Genomic DNA, 12,218 nt, shown 5'->3' on the forward strand with positions numbered 1-12,218 from the left:
GAACGCCATATCCCGAATTTACTGGGTTAGTGATGCGTATTGTACAAACTAACTAGGTGGTACAAATTAGCGAAAACCCGAAAAGACATTGCGCTTTCGCAAGCGCACACTAGCGCCAAATCTTGACGTCAGGGGGCGACGTCGGCTAGCGATGCGCCCCCGTTTTAGGAGCAGAAACACCATGAGCAAGCCCAAGGTGCTGGTGCTGAACGGCCCGAACCTGAATCTGCTGGGGACGCGCGAGCCCCATATCTACGGCGCGGAAACGCTCGCCGACGTCGAGCAGCGCTGCCGAACGGCCGCTGAAGCGCTCGGGCTGGAAATCGACTTCCGCCAGTCGAACGCCGAGCATCAGCTGATCGACTGGCTGCACGCCGCGCGTCACGATACGCACGGCATCGTGATCAACCCGGCTGCCTATACGCATACGTCGGTGGCGCTGGCCGACGCGCTTTCCGCGATCGCGAAACCGGTGATCGAAGTTCATATCTCGAACGTGCATCGTCGCGAGGCGTTCCGTCACCATTCCTATGTATCGGCGATTGCCGAAGCCGTGATCTGCGGCTGCGGCACCGAAGGCTACGTGTTCGCGCTGCAGCGTCTGGCGACGCTGTTCGCGCAGGGAGCCGCGCGATGAGCCGCCCGTCGTTTCTGATCGGCCTGATCGGCCAGGGCATCGGCGGTTCGCTGTCGCCCGCGATGCACGAGGAAGAAGGTTTCCGCCAGGGGTTCGGCTATGTCTACCGGCGGATCGACCTCGACGTGCTCGGCGTGACCGTCGACGCACTGCCGCAACTGCTCGATGCCGCGCAGCGGATGGGCTACAACGGCCTGAACATCACGCACCCGTGCAAGCAGCGCGTGATCGAGCACCTCGACGCGCTGTCGGACGATGCGCGTGCGCTCGGCGCGGTGAACACCGTGTTGTTCAAGGACGGCAAGCGGATCGGCCACAACACCGACTGGTCGGGCTTCGCGAAATCGTTCCGCCGCGGGTTGCCCGACGCGTCGCTCGAACGCGTCGTCCAGCTCGGCGCGGGCGGCGCGGGCGCGGCCGTGGCGCACGCCGCGCTGCAGATGGGCGCGGCCGAACTGACGATTTTCGATGTCGACGGCACGCGCGCCGCCGCCCTCGCGGCTGAACTGCAGCAACGCTTCCCCGCGGCACGGGTTGTACAGGGCGGCGATCTCGCGGACGCGATGCGCACCGCGACGGGCCTGATCCACGCGACGCCGACAGGCATGGCCAAGCATCCGGGCCTGCCGCTGCCGGCCGAGCTGCTCCACGCGGGCATGTGGGTGGCCGACATCGTGTATTTCCCGCTCGAAACCGAACTGGTCCGCGCCGCGCGCGCGGCCGGCTGCGCGACGCTGCCGGGAGGCGGGATGGCCGTGTACCAGGCCGTCGATGCGTTCGAGATCTTCACCGGACGAACGCCGGACGACGAACGGATGTTCGAACACTTTCAGTCGCTGGTCGCACGCTGACCCTTCTACCGACTAGCTGAAAAAAGAGATCAGGAGACAATCATGCAGCACACCACCCACTCGAACGCCGCGCCCGCGGCGGCCGGCACGGTCCGGCGCACCTCGGCGCGCTACAAGATTCTCGCGCTGCTCGCGATCGGCACGATGATCAACTATCTCGACCGCACCGTGCTGGGGGTGGCTGCACCGCAGCTCACCAAGGAGCTCGGCATCAATGCGGCCGTGATGGGCATCATGTTCTCCGCGTTTTCGTGGACGTACGTCGCGATGCAGGTGCCCGGCGGCCTGTTCCTCGACCGCTTCGGCAGCAAGATCACCTATTACTGGTCGATGACGCTGTGGTCGCTGTGCACGTTCCTGCAGGGCTTCGTGCCGGGCATCGCGACGCTGCTCGCATGCCGGCTCGGGCTCGGCGTGACGGAGGCGCCGTGCTTCCCGACCAACAGCCGGGTCGTGGCGACGTGGTTCCCGCAGAACGAGCGCGCGATGGCGACCGGTACGTATACGGTCGGCGAGTACATCGGCCTCGCGTTCTTCAGCCCGGTGCTGTTCGCGCTGATGGGCGCGTTCGGCTGGCGCTCGCTGTTCTGGGTCGTCGGCGCGATCGGCATCGCGTTCGGCCTGGTCTGGTGGAAGTTCTATCATGAGCCGCGCAACCATCCGGGCGCCAACTCCGAGGAGCTTGCGTATATCGAGGCGGGCGGCGGTCTCGTGCACAGTGCACGCAAGGACGGCGACAAAGGCGGCAAGGGCGCGCAGAAGAAGTTCAGCTGGGCGATGGCCGGCAAGCTGCTGAAGAAGCGTCAGCTCGCGGGCATCTGTCTCGGCCAGTTCGCCGGCAACTCGACGCTGGTGTTCTTCCTGACCTGGTTCCCGACCTACCTCGCCACCGAGCGCCACATGGGCTGGCTGAAGATCGGCTTCTTCGCGGTGATGCCGTTCATCGCCGCGTCGGTCGGCGTGATGTTCGGCGGGATCTTCTCCGACTGGCTGCTGCGCCGCGGCAAGTCCGCGAACCTCGCGCGCAAGCTGCCGATCATCGCGGGCCTGCTGCTCGCGTCGACGATCATTCTCGCGAACTACGTGCAGAGCAACGAAGCCGTGATCGCGATCATGTCGGTCGCGTTCTTCGCGCAGGGGATGGCCGCGCTCGGCTGGACGCTCGTGTCCGACATCGCGCCGGACGGCCTGCTCGGCGTGACCGGCGGCATCTTCAACTTCGCGGCGAACCTCGCTGGCATCATCACGCCGCTCGTCGTCGGCTTCATCGTCGCGTCGACCGGCTCGTTCGTCGGCGCGCTCGTGTTCATCGGCGTGATCGCGCTGATCGGTGCGCTGTCTTACATCTTCGTCGTCGGCGACATCAAGCGGATCGAACTGTAAGCATTGCCTCCACGCGCATCCTGTGCGTTCGCCCGGCGGCCGGTAGGCCGCCGGGCTTTTTTGTTGGCGCGACGCGCTGCGTGCACCCTTATGCGTGCTGCACCGTGATACCGAGCGATTCGACCGCCTGCGCGATCGCCGCGACCGCGCGCCGGATATCGTTGGCGTCGATCGCACCGATGCAGCCGACGCGGAATGTCTCGAGCTGCGTGAGCTTGCCCGGGTACAGGATGAAGCCGGCATCGCGCACGGCGTCGTAGAAGCGGCGGAAATCGTAGGCCGGGTGGTCGGGCGCGTGGAACGTGACGATCACCGGCGCCTGCACGTTCGCATCGAGGAACGGCGCGAAGCCGAGCGCGCGCATCGATTCGACCAGCGTCCGGCAGTTGTCCGCGTAGCGCGCACCGCGCGCCGGCTGGCCGCCTTCGGCCAGATACTGGTCGAGCGCGGCGCGTAGCGCGGCGATTACGTGCGTCGGCGGCGTGAAGCGCCACTGGCCCGTCTTGCGCAGGTATGCGTACTGATCGTGGAGATCGAGCGCGAGCGACGGCGAATTGCCTTCGCCGGCCACGAGCGCATCGCGCCGCACGATCGCGAATCCCATCCCCGGCACGCCTTCGAGACATTTGCCGCTTGCCGAGATCAGCGCATCGATGCCGCTGCCCGCCAGTGCGATCGGCAGCGCGCCGAACGAGCTCATCGCGTCGACGATCAGCCGCTTGCCGTGGCGTCGGCACACGGCGGCGATGTCGTCGAGCGGGTTCAGGATGCCGGCGCTCGTTTCCAGATGCACCTGCGCGACGTGCGTGATGCGCGGCTCGCGCGCGAACGCGGCTTCGATCGCGGCCGGATCGACGGCCGCATCCTCGCCGAACGGCAAAGCGATCGCTTCGATACCGAGCCGGCCGAGGATCTTCAGGATGCGCGCGCAATACGCGCCGTTGTCGGGCACCAGCACGACGCCGTCGCGCGGCACCAGCGTACCGAGCGCGGCTTCGACCGAGAACGTGCCGCTGCCCTGCATCGGTACGCACACGTACTCGTCGCCGCCATGCGCAATGGCGACGAGGTCCGCGCAGACGCTGGCCGTCAGTTGATTGAAAGCGGCATCCCACGAGCCCCAGTCATGTTGCATTGCGTGGCGGGTTGTGGCGGACGTGGTGAGCGGGCCGGGCGTAAGAAGAATCGGATCGGACATGGTTTTTCCTTGCAAAGGTCGGAAAGAAACGCCGGGCGGCATTTCTGAATGACTTGCATGATATTGGCAAAATGTGTCATTTTTTGGAAATTGTGGCATTCGTCACGGGTTTGTCATCGAACGCTGTGATCCTTCGCTTGCCGCGAGAAACCTGACCTCGGCGCGGCGGCGAGGCAGGCCGTTGATCGGCCTTGCCCGGAGATAACAGGAGAGCCGGATCGTGCCCCGGCCATTTGGTGTTCCGCCTACGGAGAAGTGAGATGACACTGCAGAATTCCTCGCGCGCCGCTGCCGGCGCGTTCCGCAAGCTTGCACTGGCCGCCACCGTCGCCGGTCTGATGGGCGCCGCGTTGCCCGTGCATGCGGCGAGCGCGGTCGTGCTTTACACGGCAGACGGTCTCGAGAACCTCTATCGCGATGTGCTGCCGGCGTTCGAGAAGAAGGAAGGCGTCAAGGTCAACATCGTGACGGCGGGCAGCGGCGAAGTCGTCAACCGCGCGAACATCGAGAAGAATTCCCCGAAGGCCGACGTGATCGTCACGCTGCCGCCTTTCATTCAGCAAGCCGGCCAGATGGGCCTGCTGCAGGCGTACCAGAGCGTGAACTACAAGAACGTGCCGACGATCGCGAAGGCGGAAGACGGCACGTGGGCGACGTTCGTGAACAACTACTTCTCGTTCGCGATCAACCCGGACGTCGTGAAGAGCCAGCCGAAGACGTTCGCCGACCTGCTGTCGCCGGCCTATGCCGGCAAGGTCGCGTACTCGAACCCGGCCACGGCCGGCGACGGGATGGCCGTGCTGATCCTGACGACGTCGCTGATGGGCGAGGACAAGGCGTTCGACTACCTCGCGAAACTGTCGCAGAGCGTGAAGTTCCACACGAAGGGCACGGGCTACCTGAACGTGCTGCTGTCGCGTAACGAGATCAGCGTCGCGAACGGCGACCTGCAGATGGACCTCGACGATGCCGAACACGGCGCGCTATCCGTCAAGCCGATCTTCCTGGCCGCGAAGGACGGCGACCAGCCGACCACGTTCCAGCTCCCGTACGGCATCGGCCTGATCAAGAGCGGCCCGAACCAGGACGCCGGCAAGAAGCTGATCGACTACCTGATGTCGACGGAAGTGCAGTCGAAGGTGCCGGACATGTACGGCATCCCGGGCCGCACGGACGTGCCGCTGGCCGGCAAGAACGGCGAAGCGGTCAAGAAGGCGATCGCGGGCGTGAAGCTGATCCCGGTCGACTGGACCCAGGTGATGGCGAAGAAGCCGGTGTGGATCGAGCGCTGGAAGAAGGACGTGATCGGCAGCTCGGGCAAGCAGCTCGACGTCGTCAAGCCGAAGTGATCGGCGCCCGCTGCCTGTATTCGTGAGCAAGAGGATGAACCCGGTGGAAACCACCCTGACCCATCCCGGCGCATTCGGCGCCGCCGAACCGCGAGCAACGCTGCGGTCCGGCGCGCCGGGCGGCGTGCAGATCGAACACCTGAGCGTGCGCTACGGCGCACGCACGGTGCTGGAAGATCTGTCGCTGTCGATCGGTGCCGGTGAATTTCTGACCGTGCTCGGCAAGAGCGGCTGCGGCAAGACCACGCTGCTGCGCTTCATCGCCGGGTTCGTGAAGGCCGACGGCCTGACCGGCACGCTGACCGTTGCCGGACGCGATCTGACCTACGCGCCGCCGCACAAGCGCAATCTCGGTCTGCTGTTCCAGAATTACGCGCTGTTCCCGCACCTGTCGGTGTTCGAGAACGTCGCCTTCGGGCTGCGCGCGCGCGGCATGGCGTCGTCGGAAGTGACGCGCCGTGTCGCCGATGCGCTGAAGCTCGTGCAGCTCGGCGATGCGGGCCATCACCTGCCCGCGCAGTTGTCGGGCGGAATGCAGCAGCGCGTCGCGCTGGCGCGCGCGCTCGTGATCGAGCCCGACGTGCTGCTGCTCGACGAGCCGCTGTCGGCGCTCGACGCCAACCTGCGCGCATCGGTGCGCAGCGAACTGAAGGCGCTGCACGAGCGCCTGCCGAACCTGACCGTCGTCTGCGTGACCCACGACCGCGACGACGCGCTCGTGCTGTCCGACCGCGCGCTGCTGATGCGCGACGGCCACATCGCGCAGCTCGGCACGCCGCAGCAGCTGTACGACGCGCCGCAGGACGGCTACGTCGCGCGTTATCTCGGCCCGGCGAACCTGCTGCCGCCGCACGTGATCTTCCCGCTCGGCGATCCGCGCCATGAAGTGCGTGGCAAGGTGGCGTGCGTGCGCCCCGAGCGCCTGACCGTGATGCCGCCCGCCGCGGGCGGGCTGCACGGCACGGTGTCGTCCGTCGAATGGCAGGGCGCGGACCTGTCGATCGCGGTCACGATCGATGCGGCGCCCGACGAGCCCGTGCGCGTCACGATGCAACGCGGCCGCGGTGCGGCTCCCGAGCGCGGTGCGCGCGTTTCCCTGCATTGCGAGGCAGACGATGTCGTCCTTATCGAGCCCTGAAGCCGGCCTGCCGCCGCACGTGCTCGCGTCGGCCGCCGCGCACGCCGCCGCCGCGCGGCGCCGCAAGCGCATGGGCGACCTGCACCTGGCCGCGCTCGCGATCGTCGTGCTGGGCCCGCTCGTCGTCTACCCGCTGGTGCGGCTCGTGCTGCTGAGCGTGTCGGGCGACCACGGGCTGGGTTTCGCCGCGTACCGGACGTTCTTCGGCAACCCCGACACCCGCAACGTGCTGCTGACCACGCTAGGCGTGCTGTTCGCGAGCGCCGGCACCGCGTCGGTGCTCGGTGTGCTGCTGGCCGCACTGCTGTTCTTCAAGCCGTTTCCGGGCGCGTCGCTCGTCACGCGCTTCCTGGAGCTGTACGTCGCGTTTCCGTCGTTCCTCGTCGCGTTCACGCTGATCTTCCTGTACGGCTCGCAAGGCTCGATCAGCATCGCGCTGCAGCACCTGTTTCATCTCGAAAATGCGCCGCTCGATTTCCTGTTCGGCATCGGCGGCGTGATCCTCGCGCAGACCGTGTTCTATACGCCGTTCGTCGTGCGGCCGACGCTCGCATCGTTCGCGACGCTCGATTTGCGGCTGATCGAAGCCGCACGCAGCCTCGGCGCTTCCGGCTGGATGCTCGCCCGCCGCGTCGTGCTGCCGATCGCGTGGCCGGGCATCGCCGCCGGCACCGTGCTGTGCTTCCTGCTGACGCTGAACGAATTCGGGATTCTGCTCGTGCTCGGCAGCGCGCGGCTCGTCACGCTGCCGGTCGCGATCTACAGCAGCGCGACCGTCGACCTCGACCTGCCGACCGCGTCGGCCGGCGCGGTGGTGATGCTCGCGTTGTCGCTGGCGCTGTATGCGGGTTATCGCCGGGTGAACCGGCGCGCGACGGGAGGGAACGATGTCCGCTGAATTCCGTATCGGGCAAGCCGTGCCGCGCCGCCAGATCGGCTGGGGCGACACGGTGCTCAAGCATGCATCGCGCGCGGCGCTCGCGCTGGCCGCGTTCGCGTGCTTCTGGTTGTTCGTGTTGCCGGTCATCGTCGTCGCGCTGTCGAGCGTGTCGACGCAGTGGTCGGGCACGATCTTGCCGGCCGGTTACAGCCTGCGCTGGTTCGAGCGGCTCGGGTCGCCGGAATACGACGCGCTGCTGACGAGCCTCGAAATCGGCTTCGGCGTGTCGGCGGTCGGCACGGTCCTCGGGCTGTGGCTCGCGCTCGCGCTCGAAGGGCGCGACCGGCGCGGCCTCGGCGCGGTGGTCGATGCCCTCGTGATGGTGCCGAACGGCGTGCCGAGCGTCGTGCTCGGGCTCGCGGTGCTGATCGCGTATCACCAGAAGCCGGTCGACCTGTCGAGCTCGGCGGCGATCGTCGTGCTCGTGCAGCTCGCGCTGATCTTGCCGTTCTGCTATCGCTGCGCGGCCGCGGCGCTGCGTCCGGAGCTGACCGTGCTGCGCGAAGCGGCGGCGAGCCTCGGCGCGCCGCCCGCGATGGTGCTGCGCCGCGTGCTGCTGCCGCAGCTGGTGCCGGCGCTGCGCGCGAGCCTCGCACTCGGCTTCGCGCTGTCGCTCGGCGAACTCGGTGCGACGCTGACGGTTTATCCGCCCGGCTTCGCGACCGTGCCGATCGTCGTGATCGGCCAGGTGGAGCGGGGGTATTACCTTCCGGCGTCGGCGCTGTCGCTGCTGATGCTGGGCGCGTCGCTCGCGGCGCTGCTGCTGATCGCCGCGCGCGTGCCGCGCGGCAAGCGGGCGGCATCATGAACGCCGCGTTTGCATTGCGCCAACCTGGCGACGCGTCGGCGGCCGGCATCTTGACGGAGCTTGCGGGTCGCTCGGTCGACGTCAACGGCCGGCACTACCGGCTGCCGGTCGAGCCGACCGTCGTCGTTTGCGTCGACGGCTGCGAGTACGACTATCTCGAACGGGCGGTGGAAGCGGGTGTCGCGCCGTTCATCGGCCGGATGATCGCGGAAGGCACGGCCTGGCGCGCCGATTGCGTCGTGCCGACCTTCACCAACCCGAACAACCTGTCGATCGTCTGCGGCGTGCCGCCGTCGGTCCACGGAATCTGCGGCAACTATTTCTGGGACCCGGCCGCCGACGGCGGGCGTGGCGCCGAAGTCATGATGAACGACCCGGCCTACCTGCGGGCCGGCACGCTGCTCGCGGCGGCGTCCGACGCCGGTGCGCGGGTGGCCGTCGTGACGGCGAAGGACAAGCTGCGCCGGCTGCTCGGCTGGCAGATGAACGGCATCTGCTTTTCGGCCGAGAAGGCCGCGCAGGCGAATCTCGCCGAAAACGGGATCGTCGACGTGCTCGACTGGGTGGGCCTGCCGTCGCCGGACGTCTACAGCGCGGCGCTGTCCGAATTCGTGTTCGCGGCCGGCGTGCGGCTTGCGCAGACGCGCCAGGTCGACCTGATGTACCTGTCGACCACCGATTACGTGCAGCACAAGTGCGCGCCGGGCAGTGCCGGCGCGAACGCGTTCTACGCGATGATGGACGGTTATCTCGCGCAGCTCGACGCGCTCGGCTGGGCGATCGGGCTGACGGCCGACCACGGGATGAACGCGAAGCACGATCCTGCGACGGGCCGGCCGAACGTCATCTATCTGCAGGATGCCTTCGACGGGTGGTATGGCGCGCAGGCTGCGCGCGTGATCCTGCCGATCACGGATCCTTATGTCGTGCACCACGGCGCGCTCGGCTCGTTTGCCACGGTCTATCTGGCGCCGGGCGTCGACCGGGCCGAGGCGATGTGGCGCGTCGGCGGCCTCGACGGCGTCGAGCTCGTGCTCGACAACGCGGAAGCCGCGGCACGTTTCGAGCTGCCGGCCGACCGGATCGGCGATCTCGTCGTGATCGGCCGCCGCGACATGACACTCGGCACGCGCGAGCGCGAACACGATCTGTCGGGCCTCACGGTGCCGCTGCGTTCGCATGGCGGCGTGTCGGAGCAGGAAGTACCGCTGCTGTTCAATCGCCGTATCGAGCCGGTCGATCCTGCGCGTCGCCCGCGCAATTTCGACGTGTTCGATTACGTGCTGAACCGGGTCGCGACATGATGGCTCATCCCCGACACGATCACCCGGCGTTTCGCGCGGAGGCGCTGCGCTGGTGCGGCACGCGCGCGACGCGCGAACGCACGCTCGACGTCATGGACCCTTACACGGGCACGCGCGTCGGTACGGTGCCGCTCGCGAGCGTCGACGACGTGCGCGCGGCATTCGATTACGCGATGGCGTACCGGCCGACGCTCACGCGTTACGCGCGTTCGGAGATCCTCGAACGCGCGGCTGCGCTGTTGCGCGAGCGTACCGAGGAAGCGTCCGACCTGATCACGCTCGAGTCGGGGTTGTCGAAACAGGACTCCCGCTACGAGATCGGCCGTGTGGCCGACGTGTTGAAGTTCGCGGCGGTCGAGGCGCTGCGCGACGACGCGCAGAGTTTCTCGTGCGACCTGACGCCCCATGGCAAGGCGCGCCGCGTGTTTTCGCAGCGGCAGCCGCTCGACGGCGTGATCGTCGCGATCACGCCGTTCAATCATCCGATGAACCAGGTGGCGCACAAGATCGCGCCGGCGATCGCGACCAACAACCGCGTGATCGTGAAGCCGTCGGAGAAGGTGCCGCTGTCGGCGCTCTATCTGGCCGACCTGCTGGTTGAGGCCGGTCTGCCGGAGCCGATGCTGCAGGTGCTGACGGGCGATCCGCGCGAGATCGCGGACGAGCTCGTCACGCACCCGCATGCGTCGCTGATCACCTTCACGGGCGGCGTGGCGATCGGCAAGGCGATTGCCGCGCGGGCCGGCTACCGCCGCATCGTGCTGGAGCTGGGCGGCAACGATCCGCTGATCGTCCTCGACGATGCCGATCTCGAACGCGCGGCGTCGCTGGCGGTGCTCGGGTCGTACCGGAATTCGGGCCAGCGTTGCACGGCCGTCAAGCGGCTGCTGGTGCAGCGCTCGATCGCGCCCGCCTTCACCGAATTGCTCGTCGAGAAGACGCGCGCATGGAAGTACGGCGATCCGTTCGATCCCGCGAACGAAATGGGCACGGTGATCGACGAGGAGGCGGCCCGGCTGTTCGAGGCGCGGGTCGGGGAGGCGGTCGCGCAGGGCGCGCGGCTGTTGACGGGCAACGTGCGGCGCGGCGCGCTGTATGCGCCGACCGTGCTCGACAATGTCGATCCGTCGATGACGATCGTGCGCGAGGAGACCTTCGGCCCGGTATCGCCGGTGATTGCGTTCGACACGATCGACGACGCGATCCGGATCAGCAACGGGACGGCGTTCGGGCTGTCGTCGGGTATCTGTACGGACAGCACGGCGGCGGTGGTGCGGTTCGTGAACGAGCTGAACGTCGGCACGGTGAATGTATGGGAAGTGCCCGGATACAGGATCGAGCTGTCGCCGTTCGGCGGGATCAAGGACTCGGGGCTCGGATACAAGGAAGGCGTTCAAGAGGCGATGAAGAGCTTCACGAACCTGAAGACGTTTTCGCTGCCTTGGGAGTGAATGAATGGCGTTGACGGTGGAAGATGTCCACGGGCTGTATCGCGAGCATGGCCATGTGGCCTATAGCGGTGAACCGGTCACGCAGCTCGAGCATGCATTGCAGAGTGGATTGCTGGCGGAAGAGGCGGGGGCTGATGAGGCGCTGGTCGCGGCGGCGTTCCTGCACGATCTCGGGCATTTGCTGAATCGTCAGGGCGAGACGCCGAGTGCGCGCGGGATCGACGATCTGCACCAGTATTACGTGCTGCCGTTCCTGCGTCCGCTGTTTTCCGACGCGGTGCTGGAGCCGATCCGGCTGCACGTCGACGCAAAGCGCTGCCTGTGCCGCACGGACGCCGGCTACTTCGAGAGCCTGTCGCCGGACTCGGTGCGCAGTCTCGCGCTGCAGGGCGGCATCTTCAGCGAAGAGGAGACGGCGGCGTTCCTGCTGCGTCCGTTCGCGGAGGATGCGCTGCGTCTGCGCCGCTGGGACGATACGGCAAAGGAAGAGGGCAAGGTGACGCCTGATCTCGATCACTATATGGCGATCGTCGCGCGCCAGGTGCGCACAGGCTGACCGGTTGAGTTGCTTCTATATAAGACCCCGCACGCGACAGCGTGCGGGGTCTTATATTTTTTGAGAAACCCCTTGCGCAGTTCGAAGAGGGTGCTTAGAATCACGCCTCTTTCGCGCTAACGGAAACGCAGCGCGGGAGAGGGAAGCGAAGCTGGTGGTGTGCTGCAGTGTCGGGCGCGCGACTGGCCTGGAAGTTGGACCCCGCAGTCGCAACGATGTAGTGTAAAAAGTTGTTGACGAGCTGCGAAACACGGTTCATAATCTCGCTTCTCTGCTGCTGAAAACGCAGCGCTGCTGAGAAACACGAAGTTCCTCGCAGATTGCTCTTTAAAAATTAACAGCCGATAAGTGTGGGCGCTTGATGGAAGCGAGCTGATCCTCGGATCAGATAGCAAAAGTATCAAGAGTCTCACACTAAAGTAAGTCAGGTTTATGAAGTAATTCATTTACCTGTCAGCTTTGAGTGAGCGACCGGTTCTTAACCGAACCGAAAACAGTAACAGGTTTAAACTGAAGAGTTTGATCCTGGCTCAGATTGAACGCTGGCGGCATGCCTTACACATGCAAGTCGAACGGCAGCACGGGTGCTTGCACCTGGTGGCG

11 protein-coding genes and 1 rRNA gene are annotated in these 12,218 nt (G+C 66.4%); 11 read left to right on the plus strand and 1 reads right to left on the minus strand.

Annotated elements, in window-relative coordinates; all coding sequences use genetic code 11:
• Positions 1-181 precede the first annotated feature (181 nt).
• Genes aroQ through ACTJLD_RS18075 form a run of 3 tightly spaced genes read left to right on the plus strand, consistent with a single transcriptional unit; the run spans position 182 to position 2,871 of the window.
• Positions 182-637 (plus strand): type II 3-dehydroquinate dehydratase, encoded by a 456-nt coding sequence (aroQ, locus tag ACTJLD_RS18065; RefSeq protein ID WP_059695347.1) that lies wholly within the window; start codon positions 182-184, stop codon positions 635-637.
• Positions 634-1,488, plus strand: a complete 855-nt coding sequence (locus tag ACTJLD_RS18070; protein WP_060173945.1) for a shikimate dehydrogenase — start codon at positions 634-636, stop codon at positions 1,486-1,488. The genes aroQ and ACTJLD_RS18070 overlap by 4 nt, the downstream gene beginning before the upstream one ends.
• A 42-nt stretch (positions 1,489-1,530) precedes the next feature.
• Entirely contained in the window at positions 1,531-2,871 is a 1,341-nt protein-coding gene (locus ACTJLD_RS18075) for an MFS transporter (protein WP_027790512.1), read from the plus strand.
• Between the two features lie 88 nt (positions 2,872-2,959).
• On the opposite strand, the gene ACTJLD_RS18080 is transcribed toward ACTJLD_RS18075, so the two are convergent.
• Positions 2,960-4,069, minus strand: a complete 1,110-nt coding sequence (locus ACTJLD_RS18080; protein ID WP_440659385.1) for a 2-aminoethylphosphonate--pyruvate transaminase — start codon at positions 4,067-4,069, stop codon at positions 2,960-2,962.
• Positions 4,070-4,329: 260 nt separating this feature from the next.
• Between ACTJLD_RS18080 and phnS the strand changes: the two genes are divergently transcribed.
• The 8 genes from phnS to ACTJLD_RS18120 all read left to right on the plus strand — a co-directional run.
• Positions 4,330-5,418 (plus strand): 2-aminoethylphosphonate ABC transporter substrate-binding protein, encoded by a 1,089-nt coding sequence (phnS, locus tag ACTJLD_RS18085; protein ID WP_060083743.1) that lies wholly within the window; start codon positions 4,330-4,332, stop codon positions 5,416-5,418.
• A 34-nt stretch (positions 5,419-5,452) separates the two neighbouring features.
• Positions 5,453-6,556, plus strand: a complete 1,104-nt coding sequence (phnT, locus tag ACTJLD_RS18090; protein ID WP_059695339.1) for a 2-aminoethylphosphonate ABC transport system ATP-binding subunit PhnT — start codon at positions 5,453-5,455, stop codon at positions 6,554-6,556.
• Positions 6,534-7,454: a 2-aminoethylphosphonate ABC transporter permease subunit gene (locus ACTJLD_RS18095; RefSeq protein ID WP_334007097.1), complete on the plus strand. Its 921-nt coding sequence runs from the start codon at positions 6,534-6,536 to the stop codon at positions 7,452-7,454. Before phnT ends, ACTJLD_RS18095 begins: the two co-directional genes overlap by 23 nt.
• Positions 7,444-8,304, plus strand: coding sequence for a 2-aminoethylphosphonate ABC transport system, membrane component PhnV (gene phnV / locus ACTJLD_RS18100; protein ID WP_060173941.1), 861 nt, complete (start codon positions 7,444-7,446; stop codon positions 8,302-8,304). Before ACTJLD_RS18095 ends, phnV begins: the two co-directional genes overlap by 11 nt.
• A complete protein-coding gene (gene phnA / locus ACTJLD_RS18105) occupies positions 8,301-9,608 on the plus strand; it encodes a phosphonoacetate hydrolase (protein WP_440659386.1) in 1,308 nt (435 codons plus the stop codon). Before phnV ends, phnA begins: the two co-directional genes overlap by 4 nt.
• Positions 9,605-11,059 (plus strand): phosphonoacetaldehyde dehydrogenase, encoded by a 1,455-nt coding sequence (gene phnY, locus ACTJLD_RS18110; RefSeq protein ID WP_440659387.1) that lies wholly within the window; start codon positions 9,605-9,607, stop codon positions 11,057-11,059. The genes phnA and phnY overlap by 4 nt, the downstream gene beginning before the upstream one ends.
• Positions 11,060-11,063: 4 nt before the next feature.
• Positions 11,064-11,615 carry a phosphonate degradation HD-domain oxygenase gene (locus ACTJLD_RS18115; protein WP_321879594.1) on the plus strand — a complete coding sequence of 184 codons (552 nt, stop codon included), beginning with the start codon at positions 11,064-11,066 and terminating at the stop codon, positions 11,613-11,615.
• A gap of 507 nt (positions 11,616-12,122) precedes the next feature.
• Positions 12,123-12,218 (plus strand): 16S ribosomal RNA (locus ACTJLD_RS18120); the annotation flags it as partial.

It is taken from the genome of Burkholderia sp. 22088 (genome assembly GCF_052045915.1).
Taxonomy (GTDB): Bacteria; Pseudomonadota; Gammaproteobacteria; order Burkholderiales; family Burkholderiaceae; genus Burkholderia; species Burkholderia cepacia.